Below are 18,138 nucleotides of genomic sequence, written 5' to 3' on the forward strand. Positions count from 1 at the left end.
CATATATAATGTTTAATAGAGAGATTTATAAAGAAAGAAGAGCCCAGTTAAAAGCTAAAATGGGTAGTGGTCAGCTATTGTTTTTAGGCAATGACGAGGCAAGTATCAACTTTAAACATAATTGGTATCCTTTCAGGCAGGACAGTACCTTTTTATATTATTTTGGATTGTCTCTTCCAGGTCTGGTTGCAGTTATCGACTGTGACGAAGACAAGGATTATATTTTCGGAAATGATTATGAAATAGATGATATTGTCTGGACTGGTCCACAGCCAACCATTGCTGAATTAGCGGAAAAGGCAGGTGTAAGCAATACAGGGTCTTTGAGCAAATTGGCAAATACAGTAAAAGGAGATTGCCAAGTATTGCCTCCTTATAGAGGAGAGCATGTGTTGAAGTTAAGGGAGATTTTTGGGAGGTCTGTTGAAGAGGTGGAAGCAATGGCCTCTGTTCCGTTTATCCAGGCAGTTGCAGGGCAAAGGAATATCAAGTCCGAAGAAGAACTAGTTGAATTGGAGAAAGCCGTTACCACGACTTCGGAACTGCATTTGGCTGTAATGAAGGCTGCCAGACCTGGAATGAAGGAGTATGAGTTAGTTGCTATTGCTAACAAAGTGGTCAGAGACAAAAATGCAGCTTTGTCTTTTCCTCCCATCTCTACAATAAATGGTCAAACCTTGCATAATCATTATTATGGAAATACCATTAATGAAGGTGATTTGTTGCTGTTTGATAGTGGTGCCGAATCTCCAGAGTTTTATGCGGGTGATATGACCAGGACATTCCCGGTTAGTGCCAAATTTGATACTCGTCAGAGGGAACTTTATGAAATTGTATATAAGTCCCATAGGACTGCTGTGGAGGCTTTGAGGCCAGGTGTAAAGTTTAAGGATATCCATTTGTTGGCAGCAGAGGCTTTAGTCGAAGGCCTTAAAGGTGTAGGGTTAATGAAAGGAGATGCTAAAGAGGCTGTAGCAGCTGGAGCACATACCATGTTTTTCCAGTGTGGACTGGGCCATATGATGGGCTTGGATGTCCATGATATGGAAAACCTCGGAGAGCAATATGTAGGATATACTCCTGAACTGAAAAAGTCGACCGAGTTCGGCCTGAAATCTTTAAGATTGGGTAAAGAGTTGGAAGCTGGTAATGTGATTACCATTGAGCCGGGGATATATATTATTCCTGAAATAATTGATATGTACAAGTCCTCAGGGAAAATCGATGACTATATCAATTATGATCTGCTTGATACCTATAGGGATTTTGGAGGTATAAGAGTAGAGGAAGATTTCGTTATCACTTCTGATGGGGCCGATTTATTAGGTACTCCTTTGCCTATTGCACCAGATGACGTAGAGCGCGTAAGAACTGAAGCTTTGAAAGGATGATATAGAAATAAATTCATCTCTCGGAACAAATCCTGAGAGGTGAATTTATTTTTTAAGTAGAATTGCATTTAATTTGCAGCTGGAAAAATCTGAATAAATCAGTTTTCCTAAGAATAGAAAGGCTGGTTCTCAACATGGAAAAGTAATTTATAAAGAATCAGCAGCCTTGGAATAGTTTAGGAATGCATCAATTTATAAAAATATCGATCAACTTAATGCTGCTGATAGCAGGTATACTCTTCTTTTCGGAAGGAGAGCTTGAGCCGGTATTCGATACATTCCCAAATAGAGAAGTCGAAAGTAAGATAGAGGTTGTTGCTTTAAAGGGTAAAGCTCAGTTTCGTCCTATTTCTAAAAAAACGAAATCCCTTTCCAATGATGATCATCATCAACTAGTAAAGAATTTTTTTATTTGGGTAAAGCCCTTCTCATTAGGTAAAAACAATTTTGACCTAGGTTTTTTATCAGTTGAACTGGAAGGCTCAATGTTTGACCTGTCGCATGTTTTTACAGGAAGGGCTCCTCCTTTTTTGATTTAGCATCTGATTACTAAAATATAATAATTCCATCCCCATCAATAGGAGGCCATTGGAGAGCTTGCATATCAATGCTCTTCTAATGGACGCTTCTTGCTATTATATATTACAAAATGATACATATTATTCTACATACTTTTTTGTTGAGTATTTCTCCTTTTGGAGAGTCTAGAGTAGGTATTCCATATGCTGTTATCAATGGTTTAGATCCCTTCTTAGCGCTATTGGTTGGACTGGGAGCCAATTTGCTGGTTTTTCCAATTTTATTGTTTCTTATCGATACCTTTAACGAAAAGCTTTGGAAACACAAGATCTATAAAAACCAATCTGTGAAACTGATGAGAAAGGCGAAGAATGGCGTAGGGGACAAAATTGAAAAATATGGCTTTTGGGGCTTGATGGTCTTTGTAATGATTCCACTGCCTTTTACCGGAGTGTATATGGGAACCATTGCTTCTTATATCTTTAAATTGCCTCGTAAGCAATCCTTTTTCGCTATAAGTGTAGGCGCTGTGATTTCTTGTTTGATTTTAGCTTTCGGTTCCCATTTAGGGAAATTAGGAGTAGAATTGATATAAAATAACCGCATCAAAAGAAAAGAATGATGCGGTTATTTAAAATACTTTCCTGTATTAGGAGGAAGCCCTGTCAAAATAAAAACTAATAAAACCAGGAAAAGCCTAATCTGAAATCTAAACTGCTGAAACTTTCAGAGCCAAAAGCCTGATTATATCGTACACCCAAATCTAAGCTACTGGAATAGGCAATTGGAATTGAGACACCGACAGCAGGAGCTATACCAAATAAAAACTTATTGTCCTCAAAACGGTAAAGTCCCAATTCTTTCCATTTTAGAACATTGTATCCCCCAATTCCTATAGACACATAGGGTTTGATTTTTCCAGCCTCACCATAATAATAACTAGAAGTCAATAAAATGGGGATGGAGTTAATATAATTGAATTCTTTAGCGGATAAGGTAATGGTATTATTATCCATTTCAATGGTCTCAGAAACCAAGCCATCACTGGGGTCATAGTAGGTGGATAAGCCCGAGCTGATACCGACGGAAAGATTGTCCTTTACAAAATATTCATAAGATAAGCCGAAACCCCTGAAGCTAAATTCATCAGCAAAATCTTTGGCATCTCCCATTGTCATGGAAGGAACATAGTGCAGGGTGAACTTACTGCTTCCTTCTTGTTGAGAAAAAGCTAAGCCAAAGGTGAAAAGTCCAATTGCTAGAAGAAGGTTGATATGTAAAAGGTATTTTTTATACATCTCTATTAGGGTTAATTTTATTTGTTCAAATATGGAGAGTCTAGAAACATTCTGTCAAGACCAGAAGTGATCCTGCTTTCAATGTTGCTTTGGCTGCCTTCCAAAAGGCCGTTCAGTGCACCTGTCCACATGACCGGTATGGGGTCAGGCTCATTGTCGCCGTTAAAGGAGGCTTCATTAGGTGCGATCATTTCAACCAATATGGTACCTTCTCTGTAAGAGTAAACCCCTCCGAAATAGCAACATCCACCTGGGTAACCGGGATACCATCCTCCTGGAGGATATCCTGGCGGATACCATCCCCAGCCTGGCCACCACCCCCAATAGTCCCACCAACCAACTAGATTGAAATTGACCGTATTGATTGCAGTTACAAGTATAATTACATCAGATCCTTCTGTTTCAGGATCTTGAACTTCTTGCCAGCCATACTCTACGAATTTTTCATTGATTTCATCAAGCAAAAATTCTTCTGTTTCTTCAGAGAGCTTATCATCGTTATCGTTAGAAATAAAAACCACGCTGTCGGCTAAGGTGTATGTCAAAAAGTTATCAAAATTAATATCGTTATCCCTTGATGTGAGAATCAGATCCAATTCATCAACATACTCAGGGCCATTAGGTGTACAGGCTTGTCCTCCTATTAATAGTAATAAAAGAATTCTACAAATGAATTTAGTGTTAACCATTGATTTAGTTTTTAAACTGTGAGAATATGCTACTATTTATTAATTTATAAATTATCCCAACTAAAAATGAAGGTTAATGTAAACTGATTGATAAAATTTATAAAAGATTTCATAAACCAGCTCATATCAAGACCGAAGGAGCCTTGTGGGATTGGCGTAGTTTATCAATAGGGTTTAATGGGAATGTTGATTCCAAAATAAAGTTCTCTTTCTCCATTATCTTGGTTTATCAGACTACTCCAAATATTCCCAGATCCAACAAAAATGAACCGGTATTTTAACGCTGTTCCTACTGTGAAATTCCGTTTGCTGGAATAGCCTATAGGAAGAAAGGCACCAAACACCTCATTTTCAAATCTGGGCGTAAGGCTCATCATGAATTCGGAAAGGTTAATAATTTCTTCACCTAGACCCCGGAAGGGGTTTAGGGTTTGTCTTATCATGGCATTTAGGAACCAAAAATCATTCAAGTGAAAGTCACTTGCCAACATGAAGTTGGTAGGTAAATTGGTTCTAAAGCTGTTACCTGAAATCTTGTTTGTGTTGACCAGATTATTTAAGGTATCTATAAGTTCAGTTATATCAGAAATATTACTAAATGTTCTTGTGGCAATATTTTCAGCATTTACAGAAAACAGGGCTGTTTCGGTTGCTTGCTTATTGTTTATGTGTCCAATATCTGTAACACTAAAACCGATTTTGTACTCATGTGGAATTCGGGCTTGGCTACTTTTTTTGATGTAATTGACCCCTAGGTCTATACTGAAGCCCAGGCTGGACATTAAGTTCGTTTTATCTTCATAGATGGATTTTGAAACATTATCGGAAAGGCCATAACGGACATTAATGCCCAAGTGATCAATCCTTTCTTCGTCAAATTCAGCCGAAATATCTTCCAATTCCATATAGGCAGACCCTAGACTGCTAAGCACAGAGGCACTTAGTCCCCCTGTCCATTTGTGGTCGTCATCTTCATATAACTTATGTGCATAGCTAAGTTTGAATTCCCACCAGGTATTTACAACTGATTTGAAAAAATCTCCATTAATGTTTTCAAACTCGTTTGGTAGCTTGCCAACCAGAAGGTCGAAAAAGGCGCTATTCGTACTTTCAAATTTCCCTAATCCATTGAGTTTTGTGGTAAGGGCAAATGCATGTTTGTCATTAGGTTTATAGATGGCCGAGGGAAGGATGATCTGAGTGCGAAGAAAATAATCAGCCCTGCTTGAACTGAATATGCTCTTGAAATTGGTGATGCCCAGACGGTTGCTTAATTGCCCTAGCCAGCTGTCATCAAGCGTATTGTTTTTATAAATATCCAGTTGGGCGGAAACTACGTTGACTTGCCATTTATGTCGACTTTCTAATATGTCGGCAGGTTGATTAGAGATTCTTTGAAGTGGAAAATAGGAACTAGAGTGAAGTCCGTGAAAACTTTGCGCATTGAGTGAAAATGCCACCAGAAAAAGAAATAAAAATAATTTAGATCTTTTGTCAATTAAATTTTTCCAAATCTCCATAATTATTACTCCAAAAGGAATTGTACCAAATGATTGAATAATGTAGAAAAGGCTAATGGAGGATATTGATTATTAATTTACGATAGATTTTGTGAAAATAATAGGTTCTACCTAGGGTGATTTTTGTTTTAGAAAAGTGCAGGTGGTTTATAAATGAGTTTCTATAACGTTTTTTTAATTAAAGAGAGATGGGATTTAGTACTAATACAATGTTAATTTAATCTTTTGTTATTGTTTTCATGGAAGGAGACCATAAGCTGGAGATTGAGCGGGTAGATGTATTTAAAAATGGACAAAAATTGGTTTCAGATGTACATAAGGGATTTACTGGAGCTTCATCTTCTGGAAACACTTATGAGGTTGGTATTGAAGATTATGAAACAGGAGCGGCATTTACGGTGAAAGCCAATGTGAAGGGAGATGGAGGAAGAGAGTCATATGGAGCAGTATTTATCAAAAAAAATAATCTAAGGGAAGCTTAAATAATGAAAAGTCCCCTGGAAATGCTAATTAGGCATTGCTAGGGGACTTTTATTAAAGTATGATCAAGCTATTTTGTGATTAGAAATACTGATTCGAACTGTAATGTCAAATAGCATTTATGTTGTGGTCTAAATTTTAGTTAATCTATCGAGTTTAGAATTCTGCTTACTTCGGCCTTGGAGACCCTGCTTTTTAACAAATATTCATGCGAACCTAATTCCAACGCATTGATGGCTACATTCAGATCCTCCAAGGCAGTACAAAAAATTACATTGGTTTCAGGAAAATGGCTTTTGATCTTTGGTAGGGCTTCCAGTCCGTCGGTATCTTCCATTTGATAGTCCAAAAATATTAGAGATGGTTTGAGAACCATATTCTCAAGGCATTCTCGGCCACTATTAAATTGAGTAATGTTTTTAAAGCCCAGTTCGACTAAGATCCGCGACATTACCGCTTTCCAAAATGGGTCATCGTCGACGATAAAGACCTTTTTGTCCAAGAGTGTTTTCATAGAGGTGGTTTTTTCAGAGGGGTCATGCCATCAATGTGCCAGATGAAAAATACACCTTTGTAGCCTGATCAGAGAGGCTTGTTGGAAAATTGTTTTCCAGATATTGGAAATTCCTTCTTGAAAATGGAAATTCTTTCGGGATAATGTTTGTCCTGCTAATTTTGGAATACTAAACGATAAGGTGAATCCAAACTGTCAGGCTGATTAAGCAATAACTAGTAAAAAAAAGAAAGGTCAGAATATGCTTCTGATCTTTCTAAAAAAAACTCAATTCCCATTTCGTAAAATTACCTAAGGATTTTAGGGCAAAGTTTCTTTATGCTTTCTGTGGACTGAAGTTGATCCTAATCTAGGAAACCAATAACTACCAGTGAACTTCAAAAAGGGCTGTTTGTTCAGGACTTACCCTGGAAGGCAATTTTTTTATCTGCATGGGGGTTTTAAATAATTCTGCCAAACCAAGCAAAATTCCATAAACAAATTCTTGTAAACCAGATCTATACGAGCTGTAGTGTATTAGTAGTTTGTTTTCTGATATAATATTTATTTCAAATTCAGGGGAATCAATCTTAGGATAAAGCATCATTACCCTAGTGTGGAAAGCAGGAAGGTTAATTAAGAATTCTTTCAAGTTTTTTCCACCTGTGGACATTAATGAGCCATATTTTTCTTGTGAAACTTTAATGATCCACCATTTCCCCAATTCCCTTAGAATTTCATCACTAGTTTTTCCCGTTATTTCTGATGCTGCAGCTATCAATTTAAAGGTCATTTCATCAGAATAGATTTTGTTGATCAAAAAGAAGTTTTCTTTTAGGTGAATTTTTTCCTTTGCGTTTTTCCAAACTTCCTCACTGTATTGTTTGGTAAGCAGATCTTCAATGGTTTGATTAACTATGCCGTACATGTTTAGTGTTTAGTTTGTTAAATATATGTCAAAAAAATGCTAAAAAATGTATTTCACAACTAAATAAGATTGTTTAATAGTTTTGAAGCTACTATAAGGGACTAATCTTCCTTGGATTGGATGATCAGTCCATATTATGGAAAAAAATAAGGAGAATTAAGTAAGTTAATGTTTTGAAGATCTGTTTGATAAGAAGCAAAGATGATCAAATTTTTTATGATTTAAATTATCCCTTGCAATGGGAAGTCATCTTTATTATATGTTTTGATTTTATCGTCGATTCCTCCTTTCGTATGATTCCTGAATTTTATTGAAATGCAGTTTAAAGCTGTATGGTAAGAAGTTCATGGTTTCATGAATGCATAAAGAATTTCAAAAGCTCTTTTTCCGTCCGATAAGGGCTTGGGTAAGGACAAAAAATAGAAAATTTTCCAATATCTGGAATTTTGGTACTGAAGGGTGTTTGTTAAATGGTTACAGGACAGGTTTTTGTAATAAGGCACTTGAATTGGATATAGACTTTTGGCATCAGTGATAAAATTATTGATTACTGATGTGAAAAATTGATTTTAACAAAAACTGTTACGGTGATGAATAGAATTCTAAAAGAAGATTATCAAAAGTTTGCCATCGTGGTTCCCTGTTATCATGTGGAAAATAGGTTTCCTCACCATCACTTTTTAACATTTGCAAAGTTAAATCCTGATGTCCTTTTATGTTTTGTTAATGATGGAAGCAAGGACAATACTTCCGGTGTATTAAAGGGGATCCAAATGCAGTCACCTGATAATATTGTTGTCTTGAATTTAAAGGAGAATGGGGGGAAGTCTGCTGCTGTGAGGCACGGGATGCTATATGTTCATTCCAAATATTCAATGAATCTGTTAGGCTTTTTGGATGCTGATATGGCCACCACACCTGAGGAATGGTTAAAGATGGCTCTCTATAAAGAAAGCTATCCCAAGTTTGGGGCAATTGTAGGAAGTAGAATTCAGCGCATAAGGGCAGAAATCAGTAGCAATGAAAAGGATTCTCTATGGAAGAGTATCTTAAGGCTTGTAGTTAAGGGCATTTTAAAAACCAATTTTCAGGATACACAATGTGGAGCAAAGATTTTCCAAAGAAGTTTAGTGCCCTTTTTATTTGCAGAGCCATTTCAGACATCAGGGCTTTTTGATGTGGAAATATTCTTAAGGCTTCAGCAAAAATTTGGAAAAACTTCTTTGCAAAAAGGAGTACTGGAATTTCCTCTAATGCAATGGGCTGAAAAGGGAGAAACAAGAATGAAATTAATAGACTCCTTTAAAATTCCCTTCCAATTATTCCAATTGTATTATACCTACAGGTTCACACCCATGTTTTACCATAAGTCTGAGACCATGCCTCTCATACCTAATAATAAGAGGAATTAATTCATCAAGGAAACACTTAAAGTGATCAAGTGGAAAGGTTGACTTATCACCCATAATTTAACAATTCAATTACACTTTAAGCTGTGCTTTGGCCGGAGCTTCTGCTCCGGTTGAAGTTTTACTAAGCATACAAGTTCATTCATTTAAACTTCCAATGGGATCATATTATGAATACAATAAATTTCAATAAGAATAATAGTTATGTAGCCATCTTGGCAGGAGGTGTAAGAAGTAGTTCTTTATCGGAGAACAGTCCATATTATCCTAATGAGTTTTTAGATATACTTAATTCAGGAGAAACTCTGCTTCAAGCCACACTAAGGAGATTTGTGGCTTTTATTCCCATAGAAAATATCTTTGCAATTACAGCTGAGGAATATGTTGGGATAGTAGGGCAACAGCTGTCTGAGCTGCCCAAAGAAAATATTCTGGGCGAACCAGAAAGTAAAAACACGGCTGTTTGTGTAGCTTATATCTCTGCTAAGTTATTGGAAATTAATCCAGAAACGAATCTTATAATTGCTCCTTCAGATCACCAGATAGGTAAGGAGGATGTGTTCCTGGAGAGTTGCATAACAGGATTGCAATTTACCCAAAAGTATAATGTGTTTGTCACCTTGGGGATTAAGCCTAATCATCCGAATGAAGGGCTTGGATATATCAATTTTGGCCAACCTATTGTTGGAGATAATGCAGTACATGAGGTCTATGACTTCACTGAAAAACCAGATAGGGAAAAGGCCGAAATACTTTTGGCACAGGGGGATTATCTATGGAATTCTGGGATTTTTATTGGGAAAGCTACCGTGTTGATGGATGCATTGAGCAAATTCCAACCTGTCATGTTTCGGCTTTTTGACAAGGTAAAAAGACATTTAAATTCTTCGAATGAAAAGGCAGTGATTAAGACTATCTATCAAAAGTGCCCGACTATATCTATCGATTATGCTGTAATGGAGTATGTGGAGAATATCTTTGTAATCCCTTCTTCTTTCGAATGGGATGATATGGGGACTCAAATCAGCGCCTTGAAGAATTTTGCCAAGGATGAAGTGGAAATACATTAAATAATGGACTCCTTCAAATGATCTTAACCAAGAGATGTTTATGGATAGTATACTAATTCCTTTTAGAAAAAAATGATGGTAGTGGCACTTTGGCATGAGGTTATCAAGATAACCTCAATGCTGCTAAAATAACTTATTAGCTTAAACAGTATTTTACATTTAGATCGATAGTTGTTCAAGCGAACCATTAAGCGGGTATTTGTCCAGTTGGTTCTTTGGAGGAATTAAAATATGGTTATGATGCTTACAGGCCGAGGTGAAATTGAATATGGATGAGGTTTTAAGTTGGAAATTGGGCTAAATTATATAAATGGGGAATAAAAAAATGTTTTTTGCTCCTATCTTAGGGGCTTACTTTTGAAAAAGTAGAAAATATTTATTTAATAAACCATTGACCAATGAAATACCTGAAATTACAATTTTCCCTGATTTTTTTATTGGGGATTCAATTGATTGGCTTGGCCCAAGATATTGATCCACAAGAAGTCAAAGCAGAAATGAAACGAGTGGCAGATTGGCAAATCGAGCATTTTCGCTATAGCTACAGTGGTCATAGCAAACCCCATCATCCCTTGGATTGGACAAATGGAGCGCTTTATGTAGGCATGGTAAAATGGGCCGAACTTTCAGGAGATGAAAAATATTATGAATGGTTAAGGGGCATTGCTGAGGAGCATGATTGGAGCCTTTATAAAAGGAAATATCATGCGGATGATCATACGGTAGGTCAGTTGTATGCTGAGTTGTACCGAAAATACGGTGATGATGCCATGTTGGCGCCGACCATCAAACAATTTGATTTTATCCTTTATCATCCTTCTAATAGCTTATTGAATTGGGCGACACCATATCACCAAGACAGGTGGAATTGGTGTGATGCATTGTTTATGTCACCTCCAGTATGGGCCAAGCTTTATAAAATCACTGGTGAGAAAAAATACTTGGACTTTATGGTAGAGGAATATAAAGCCACCACTGATTTTCTTTTTGATAAAAAGGAACATTTATACTATAGAGATGAACGCTATATAAGCCAAAGAGACAACGGAACCAAGGTTTTTTGGGCCAGAGGTAACGGTTGGGTGTTTGCTGGATTGGCCAATATTTTAACTGAGCTGGAGCCAAACTCAAAAGAGTATAAATACTTCGCCAAAATCTATAAGAAGATGGCCAAAAAGCTTTTGGAGATACAGACACCAGAAGGACACTGGGCAATGAGTCTATTGGGGCAGGACTTTTATCCTACACCTGAAACCAGTGGGTCTTCCTTTTTTACTTTTGGACTTGCTTGGGGGATCAACGAAGGAGTATTGGATAAGGATGATTATGAACGAGCTGTTAGGAAAGCTTGGAATGCCATGGTTTCTCATATAACTGATGATGGGATGTTGGGCTATGTTCAGCCAATAGGTGCAGCTCCTGGCAAAGCTTGGCCTGATAAGACAGAGGTCTATGGTACAGGAGCGTTTTTAAGTGCTGGAACAGAAGTATACAAACTTTACAATAAATAAAGTCACAAAATCATTGGTTAAGGCATCCATGATCATGGATGCCTTAACTTATTTAGAGACATTTCACTTTGAACTGTCTCTATCAAAAGACTTGTCAAAAAGAGGAGAGGGAAGAAAGTTTACGGAAAGTCAATTTGATTGAGAAAAGTAAAAAAGGACTGGAGCCTCCTACTTACTTTTTGGAATAACAATTTGAAAAATGATGGCTAATAGCCTGTTGAATAAATTAACCCTAATTGTACTATTAAAACCTATTATTTATGAGCAAGTATGCTTTAATCTTTATTGTTATTTGTTTTTTTGCTTGTGGAGGAGTAAAAGAAAAACAAGTCCAGGAGCAGCCAAAGCCTATTCCCAATCCAGTTATCAAGGGAGAATTTCCTGATCCTTCGGTAATTGAGGTGGATGGTACTTATTATGCATGTGGTACTTCTAATGATTGGGCTCCCATATATCCTATTTACAGTTCCAAGGATCTGGAAAATTGGACTTTTGAAAGTTATGTGTTTTCGGAAAAACCTGAATGGACCATGTCTGGTTTTTGGGCACCTGAGCTTTTTTATCATAACGGCACCTTTTATTGTTATTATACCGCCAAAAGAAAAAATGGGGTTTCCTGTATAGGAGTAGCCACTACCAAAGATATTAGCAAAGGATTTGAAGACCATGGTATATTGATCGAATGGGGCTCAGAAAGTATAGATGCTTTTGTGTTTGATGATGGCGGAGAGCTTTATGTTACATGGAAAGCGTATGGCCTGAACCCTGATAAACCTATTCAAATTTTAGGTTCTGGTTTATCTAAAGATGGATTAGAGTTAAAAGGAGAAGTTTTTGAAGTAGTAACTGCAGAAGCAGATACTTGGGAAAGAGGGGGGATAGAAGGGCAGTCGATGGTGAAAAATGATGACTATTATTATTTGCTGTATTCTGGGGCTGCGTGTTGCGGTGGAGGTTGTGATTATAAGGTGGGAGTGGCCCGTGCCAAATCAGTAACTGGGCCATGGGAAAAATATACAGGAAATCCAATATTAAGTGATTTTGGTGATTGGAAATGTCCGGGACATGGTACTCCGATCGAGGACGAATCCGGCGACTGGTATTATCTCTATCATGCCTATGCAAAAGAAGGATTTCCTTATTTGGGGAGATCAGGTTTGATCAACCGGTTTTATTGGGATGAAGAATCTGGGTGGCCTTATTTTAAGGTCAATGAACTGATAGACGAATCATCTGGACATGTCCAACCCGTTGATTTTGAAGATGATTTTGGTGCTAACGAACTGGCTCCTCAGTGGAGATGGGATTTGGCAAGTTATTCCCCTGAAGTTGAAATAGAGAAGGGTGTTTTGAAACTTTCAGGAAAGGGAAGCTTATCAAATAACGGTCTTGGAGCTGTATTAAATGTGGTGCCTGAAAATGCAAACTATGAGATCAAAGTAACATTAAATATCCAACAAGGAGTTTTCAAAGGGTTGGTCCTTTATGGTACCCATGAGAATATGATTGGACTGGGCCTTCAAGAAAAAAACTTGACGCTCTTTGAAATTCGGGAAGGTAATTATCAAGAACTAGGAGCTGTAAAAACCGAAATTGATGATGAGGCTACATTGAGGGCAGTGGTGTCGGATGGGCATCAGGTAAGTTTTTCTTATCAATCAAACTCAGGGGAATGGATGAAGATTGTACCAGAAGGAAATAAAGGCGCAGTGCTAAAAGGCGATTATCTTTCATTTTGGCAGTGGGGTGTAAAGCCAGGGATATTCGTGAAAGGTGGGCAAAAGGGAGAGTTTAAGGCTTTCGATTTGACCTACTAGGTTTCTAAAAAAAGCAATAGATAAATAAAACAATGAATTCAAACAAGAAGCTTGAGCAAAGCTGGAGATGGTATGGGCCAAATGATCCAGTTAGTTTAGAGGATATAAAGCAAGCAGGGGCAAGGGCAGTGGTCTCTGCCCTTCACCAGGTTAAACATGGAGAAGTTTGGTCAGAGGAAGCTATTCTGGAAAGAAAGCAGCTAATTGAGTCTGTAGGATTAGTTTGGAATGTAGTTGAAAGTGTCCCTGTGCATGAAGCCATTAAGACGCGCTCGGAGGATTGTGAGTATTATTTGGAAAACTATCGGGCAAGTTTAAGAAACCTAGCTAAATGCGGGATAAAGACAGTTTGCTATAATTTTATGCCGGTTTTAGACTGGACTAGGACAGACCTTGGCCTTACCCTTTCCAATGGAGCCAAGGCACTGTATTTTGACTGGACTGATCTGGCGATGTTTGATTGCCATGTATTGCAAAGGGAAGGTGCTGAGGATTCCTATGATAAGGAAATTATGCAGGAAGTGAAGGAAAGGTATGATTCCATTTCTAAAGACAGACTTGATGAACTTACTGAGATCATATTGATGGGGGTTCCTACTGAGGGAGGAGTGACATTGGAAGCCCTGAGAGAGAGCATCGATATCTACAGTAAAATTGGAAAAGAGGGACTACAGGAAAACTTGGCCTATTTCCTGTCAAACATTGCGGATGTCTGTATTGAGGAAGGTATCAAAATGACCATTCACCCTGATGACCCTCCTTTTGCCATATTGGGCTTGCCGAGGATAGCCACCTCCAAGGAGGATTTATTGGATATCATCCAACGGGTAGACAGTCCTTTTAATGGAATTTGCTTTTGTACAGGATCTTTGGGAGCGGGGAAGCATAATGACGTTCCAGATATATTGGAGGCAATTGGAGAAAGGGTGTATTTTGCCCACCTTAGAAATGTCCATAAAGATGAAAAAGGCAATTTCTATGAATCCGATCATTTGGATGGAGATGTGGATATGGTCAAGGTGATGGAAATACTGGTGGATCTTAACCAAAAAAGGGACCATGCTATCACTTTTCGCCCTGACCATGGGCATCAGATGTTGGATGACCTTCATAAAGCAACCAATCCCGGTTATTCTGCCATAGGAAGATTGAAAGGACTGGCAGAGTTGAGGGGGCTGGAATTAGGTTTGTTGTCAGTAAGATAATTGCTATTGGAATGTTTGTTGGACAAAAGTCACTCATCATGTGATTTGTCCCAACAATAAGGAATAATTTTCTGATGCTTTTGTCCATACCCTTTTTGATAGCTTGCGCTTCGAAAGAGATCAAAACTACAGCCAAGCCTTATAATGTTTTGCTAATCACTGCAGATGATCTGGACTTACAACTTTCCTGCGATGGGGACAGTATTATTGCTACTCCTCATCTTGACAGGTTGGCGAAGTCGGGAACGAGATTCAATAATGCTATGTTGCCCAAGCGTCATTAGACCCAATTATTTATGGGGAGAGCAATCAGGTAGGGGATTATTTGTTCACTGAACATAATTTTAAACACATTTTATTGATAATTATTATCCAAGAAGGACAGTAAGAGATCAGCGCTATAAGTTGATTTACAATTTACCTTCAGGGGATTTTGATAATGAAGACCTTTATTTAGATAAGGATAGCGCCTATTATTATTCAAGAGGTGAAAAATATGAAGGAGCATGGGTGAGAAAAGTTTTATTAGAACTTTATGATTTGGAGAATGATTCTTTTGAAAAAGAGAACTTGATTGAAGAAGAATTCATGGAATCCAAAAAAGATGAACTTTTTGAAGTGCTTCAAAAATGAGTGGAAGACACCAATGATCCATTTATTGATCATCGGGTGATGTTGGGCAAGTGGGATTCTGTCCGTCAGTTCGGGAGGTTTTATAAGTGATCCTTTGATATTTATTTGGCACATTTTTACACTTTTGATGAAGTGGGATTTTACCAAAAAGGCAGTTAAGAGCGAGTGAGCTTTCCTAATGGGAAGTTTGCCCGCTCTTATTTTTTGTTGGTTTTTTTGCTGACATATGAGGTTTATTTGGGTATTATATTTTGTAAATTGAGGAAAGACAAGCAAGGAAAATATCATGGTACCATTGAGAAAAACAATTTCCTTTTCGGGAGTGAAAAATTTAAAAATGGCGATACAAGCAGAGGCTGATAATCTCCATCAAGATCTGGTTTCCCTGATTTTTATGGAAAATGACGAAAAGTCGGATGAAAACTTTAGGTTGGTCATAGAATTTGAAATGTCCACCAATAAAGTGAAGAAGTGGTATTGTGATGGAGATTATCTGCACAAGAAAGGAGAAAAGGCGACTCTTTCCATAGCGCATAAAATCAAGAATGGATCATTGGAGGCTATTTATCATTCTATTATTGATGAAATAGAAAAAGCCTATAAGCTTTGGACAGAGTTAAAATAAAATCAAATAACTCTTTTCAGACGGCCCCTTTATTTTTTGCAGGAAGGGAGTACTATAGATTACTTTTGTATTTGGAAGGGGGAACCCCCATGTACTTTTTGAACAGTCTGGAGAAATAAAGAGGGTCTTGGAAATCCAGCTGAAAACTGATCTCTTTGATGGATAATGATGTTAGATTAATGAGTTCACAGGCTTTTTGGATTTTCAATAAATTAAAATGATGAATAAGTGAATGACCTGTTTTTTGTTTAAATAAGGTGAAAATGGATGAGGGGGATTTGTTGAACGCTTTTGAGATGTCTTCAATTTTTACAGTTTCATATATATGCTCATTAAGATAGGTGATGATATTGCTGATCAACTGATCATGGTTTGATTCGATTTTTTTACTTGATTTTAGGGAATAGTGGATGAATGACCCTAAAGTCTTATAAAGGAGCATGCTGGAGTATTCAAAAACCTCTTTGGATAAGCCATTTTTAAAGATGTCAATAAGGTATTCAAACTCTGCTATTCGGTTTTTTTCAAATGGAATAATGATAGGTTTTCCATAGTTTTGTCCAGCAAAACGCCTATATATTTCCTGTGAATGGTTGCCTGAAAAGTGTATCCAAAATATGGACCAGGGGTTTTCCTTGTCAGAGTAATAGTAGTGGGCTTTATCGGCTTCTATTATTAAAAAAGAATTGGGTTTTAATTGAAATTCAACCCTTTCTATCCCAACTGAGCCATATCCTTCAATACAATAAATTAAAATGTGTTCCGAGCACCCTTTGGGCCTCTTTCGAAAATGGTGCAGGGCTTTTGGAAAGTAACCAATATCGGTAAGGTACAGGTCACGGTTAATTGTAGAATTAGAATAATCTTTAAGCAGGCCTCTTGGGATAACGGTCATTTTTTCGCCGATAAAACCTGCTTTTATCAAAGCCTTGTTTTTCACAGTATCTATGGATTTATTGATACGACGAATATATCATAAATATTAATTGATATGATTTTAATTTTGTGTTTTTGTCCATGTCAAGAATGTTTTTATCCATTTTTACTAAGTTATATTAGGCTAAGTTTGTTTAATGCATAATTCCTCAAGATCTAAGTGGGGGATTAACACCAAGCTCTTTTTGATTAATACTGAATTTGAATAACCTAAAACAACTATGAGCAATAAGAATTATAATTTACCCTATCTATTGGCCTTGGCATTTACATCTGCGATGGGAGGGCTGCTGTTTGGCTATGACTGGGTGGTTATTGGAGGGGCGAAGCCCTTCTATGAGCTGTTTTTTGAAATTAACCAGTCACCGCAGCTACAGGGCTGGGCCATGAGCAGTGCTTTGGTAGGCTGTATTTTTGGGGCCATGCTTTCGGGGACTGTGTCCGACAAATATGGGAGAAAATACCCTTTGATCTGGTCAGCAGCTTTATTTGTGATTTCTGCTTTTGGAAGTGGATATGCTGATGATTTTTATTGGTTTATCATTTACAGATTGATAGGAGGCGTGGGCATAGGCTTGGCCTCAACGCTTTCTCCAATGTATATAGCTGAGGTGGCTCCTGCGGAATTGAGAGGGAGGTTTGTGGCGATTAACCAGCTGACCATTGTGGTGGGGATTTTGGCTGCACAGATTGCCAATTACCTAATTGCTGAGCCAGTACCTGAAGGGATTTCAGCATCAGCTATGCAGGCTTCTTGGAATGGTACTATGGGCTGGCGATGGATGTTCTGGGCTGAGCTGCTACCTGCTGGCGCCTTTTTTCTGCTGATGTTTGCCGTGCCCAAAAGTCCACGGTTTCTGCTGAAAATAGGAGAGGAGGCACGATCTACCAATATTTTGAGCAAAATTGGAGGTTTGGATTATGCCAAAATGGAAGTCAGAAAGATCAAAGAAACCTTTGTTGAGAAAGATGATAAAGTCCATTTTAAGGATTTAAATACACCCAAAATTAAACCTATCTTAATCTTGGGAATAGTACTGGCCATCTTTCAACAGTGGTGCGGCATCAATGTTATTTTCAATTATGCGGAAGAAATTTTCAGCAGTGCTGGTTACAGTGTTGGGGATATGCTTTTCAATATTGTTATCACTGGCAGTGTAAATCTGGTATTCACCTTGGTGGCAATGCGAACAGTAGATAACTGGGGCCGTAAAAAGCTGATGTTATTTGGTTCCGGAGCTTTGGCCATCATCTATTTTGTCCTTGGTTTAAGTTATTTTCTTGGATGGACAGGCCTGCCTATATTGATTTTGGTAATATCGGCCATTGCGGTTTACGCCATGTCTTTAGCCCCAATTACTTGGGTGGTTTTATCGGAAATATTCCCAAATCGTGTGCGTGGATTGGCCATGTCCATTGCCACTTTCAGCCTTTGGATAGCCTCTTTTGTACTGACCTTCTCCTTTCCTATTCTCAACAGTGAGTTTGGAGCATATGGTACTTTTTGGGTCTATAGTGGCATCAGCTTTTTGGGCTTTTTATTCATAAGGAAAAAATTGCCTGAGACCAAGGGCAAAAGCTTGGAAGAAATAGAAACAGAATTCTTAAGATAAA

At 37.8% G+C, this 18,138-nt stretch carries 19 protein-coding genes; 13 read left to right on the plus strand and 6 right to left on the minus strand.

Annotated features, from left to right (window positions below; all coding sequences use genetic code 11):
• Positions 1–8: 8 nt before the first annotated feature.
• From KMW37_RS10545 to KMW37_RS10555, 3 genes are all read left to right on the plus strand, one after another.
• Positions 9–1,391 carry an aminopeptidase P family protein gene (locus KMW37_RS10545; RefSeq protein WP_215224592.1) on the plus strand — a complete coding sequence of 461 codons (1,383 nt, stop codon included), beginning with the start codon at positions 9–11 and terminating at the stop codon, positions 1,389–1,391.
• 182 nt (positions 1,392–1,573) lie between these two features.
• Positions 1,574–1,930 carry a hypothetical protein gene (locus tag KMW37_RS10550; RefSeq protein WP_215224593.1) on the plus strand — a complete coding sequence of 119 codons (357 nt, stop codon included), beginning with the start codon at positions 1,574–1,576 and terminating at the stop codon, positions 1,928–1,930.
• A 110-nt stretch (positions 1,931–2,040) separates the two neighbouring features.
• A complete protein-coding gene (locus tag KMW37_RS10555) occupies positions 2,041–2,505 on the plus strand; it encodes a COG2426 family protein (protein ID WP_215224594.1) in 465 nt (154 codons plus the stop codon).
• Positions 2,506–2,587: 82 nt separating this feature from the next.
• Here KMW37_RS10555 and KMW37_RS10560 read toward each other — a convergent pair whose 3' ends face one another.
• The 3 genes from KMW37_RS10560 to KMW37_RS10570 all read right to left on the minus strand — a co-directional run bounded on the left by KMW37_RS10560 (position 2,588) and on the right by KMW37_RS10570 (position 5,417).
• Entirely contained in the window at positions 2,588–3,208 is a 621-nt protein-coding gene (locus KMW37_RS10560; protein ID WP_215224595.1) for an OmpW family outer membrane protein, read from the minus strand.
• Positions 3,209–3,225: 17 nt separating this feature from the next.
• A complete protein-coding gene (locus tag KMW37_RS10565; RefSeq protein ID WP_246581439.1) occupies positions 3,226–3,897 on the minus strand; it encodes a DUF4136 domain-containing protein in 672 nt (223 codons plus the stop codon).
• A 164-nt stretch (positions 3,898–4,061) separates the two neighbouring features.
• Complete coding sequence (locus tag KMW37_RS10570) at positions 4,062–5,417, minus strand: DUF5723 family protein (protein WP_215224596.1); 1,356 nt, start codon at positions 5,415–5,417, stop codon at positions 4,062–4,064.
• 239 nt (positions 5,418–5,656) lie between these two features.
• On the opposite strand from KMW37_RS10570, the gene KMW37_RS10575 reads away from it, so the two are divergent.
• Complete coding sequence (locus KMW37_RS10575; RefSeq protein ID WP_215224597.1) at positions 5,657–5,899, plus strand: hypothetical protein; 243 nt, start codon at positions 5,657–5,659, stop codon at positions 5,897–5,899.
• Between the two features lie 140 nt (positions 5,900–6,039).
• On the opposite strand, the gene KMW37_RS10580 is transcribed toward KMW37_RS10575, so the two are convergent.
• Together KMW37_RS10580 and KMW37_RS10585 are read right to left on the minus strand one after the other, a co-directional pair.
• The gene (locus tag KMW37_RS10580) at positions 6,040–6,411 is read right to left on the minus strand and encodes a response regulator transcription factor (protein WP_215224598.1); all 372 of its coding nucleotides are present in this window, start codon (positions 6,409–6,411) and stop codon (positions 6,040–6,042) included.
• Positions 6,412–6,775: 364 nt separating this feature from the next.
• Entirely contained in the window at positions 6,776–7,318 is a 543-nt protein-coding gene (locus KMW37_RS10585) for a heme NO-binding domain-containing protein (protein WP_215224599.1), read from the minus strand.
• A 590-nt stretch (positions 7,319–7,908) separates the two neighbouring features.
• Between KMW37_RS10585 and KMW37_RS10590 the strand changes: the two genes are divergently transcribed.
• The 8 genes from KMW37_RS10590 to KMW37_RS10625 all read left to right on the plus strand — a co-directional run bounded on the left by KMW37_RS10590 (position 7,909) and on the right by KMW37_RS10625 (position 15,588).
• On the plus strand, positions 7,909–8,730 hold the full coding sequence (locus KMW37_RS10590) for a glycosyltransferase (RefSeq protein ID WP_215224600.1): 822 nt from the start codon (positions 7,909–7,911) through the stop codon (positions 8,728–8,730).
• Between the two features lie 167 nt (positions 8,731–8,897).
• On the plus strand, positions 8,898–9,797 hold the full coding sequence (locus KMW37_RS10595) for a mannose-1-phosphate guanylyltransferase (RefSeq protein WP_215224601.1): 900 nt from the start codon (positions 8,898–8,900) through the stop codon (positions 9,795–9,797).
• Between the two features lie 398 nt (positions 9,798–10,195).
• Positions 10,196–11,308: a glycoside hydrolase family 88/105 protein gene (locus KMW37_RS10600; protein ID WP_215224602.1), complete on the plus strand. Its 1,113-nt coding sequence runs from the start codon at positions 10,196–10,198 to the stop codon at positions 11,306–11,308.
• A gap of 260 nt (positions 11,309–11,568) precedes the next feature.
• The gene (locus tag KMW37_RS10605; protein WP_215224603.1) at positions 11,569–13,125 is read left to right on the plus strand and encodes a family 43 glycosylhydrolase; all 1,557 of its coding nucleotides are present in this window, start codon (positions 11,569–11,571) and stop codon (positions 13,123–13,125) included.
• 32 nt (positions 13,126–13,157) lie between these two features.
• On the plus strand, positions 13,158–14,330 hold the full coding sequence (uxuA, locus tag KMW37_RS10610; RefSeq protein WP_215224604.1) for a mannonate dehydratase: 1,173 nt from the start codon (positions 13,158–13,160) through the stop codon (positions 14,328–14,330).
• 74 nt (positions 14,331–14,404) lie between these two features.
• The gene (locus tag KMW37_RS10615) at positions 14,405–14,614 is read left to right on the plus strand and encodes a sulfatase-like hydrolase/transferase (RefSeq protein WP_215224605.1); all 210 of its coding nucleotides are present in this window, start codon (positions 14,405–14,407) and stop codon (positions 14,612–14,614) included.
• 121 nt (positions 14,615–14,735) lie between these two features.
• Positions 14,736–14,963: a hypothetical protein gene (locus tag KMW37_RS10620; protein ID WP_215224606.1), complete on the plus strand. Its 228-nt coding sequence runs from the start codon at positions 14,736–14,738 to the stop codon at positions 14,961–14,963.
• A gap of 337 nt (positions 14,964–15,300) precedes the next feature.
• Positions 15,301–15,588 carry a hypothetical protein gene (locus KMW37_RS10625; RefSeq protein ID WP_215224607.1) on the plus strand — a complete coding sequence of 96 codons (288 nt, stop codon included), beginning with the start codon at positions 15,301–15,303 and terminating at the stop codon, positions 15,586–15,588.
• A gap of 52 nt (positions 15,589–15,640) precedes the next feature.
• Here KMW37_RS10625 and KMW37_RS10630 read toward each other — a convergent pair whose 3' ends face one another.
• Positions 15,641–16,528 (minus strand): helix-turn-helix domain-containing protein, encoded by an 888-nt coding sequence (locus tag KMW37_RS10630; protein WP_215224608.1) that lies wholly within the window; start codon positions 16,526–16,528, stop codon positions 15,641–15,643.
• Positions 16,529–16,745: 217 nt separating this feature from the next.
• On the opposite strand from KMW37_RS10630, the gene KMW37_RS10635 reads away from it, so the two are divergent.
• On the plus strand, positions 16,746–18,137 hold the full coding sequence (locus KMW37_RS10635) for a sugar porter family MFS transporter (RefSeq protein WP_215224609.1): 1,392 nt from the start codon (positions 16,746–16,748) through the stop codon (positions 18,135–18,137).
• The last annotated feature ends 1 nt before the right edge of the window (position 18,138 follow it).

This window comes from Echinicola shivajiensis (assembly GCF_018642165.1).
GTDB classification, from domain to species: Bacteria; Bacteroidota; Bacteroidia; order Cytophagales; family Cyclobacteriaceae; genus Echinicola; species Echinicola shivajiensis.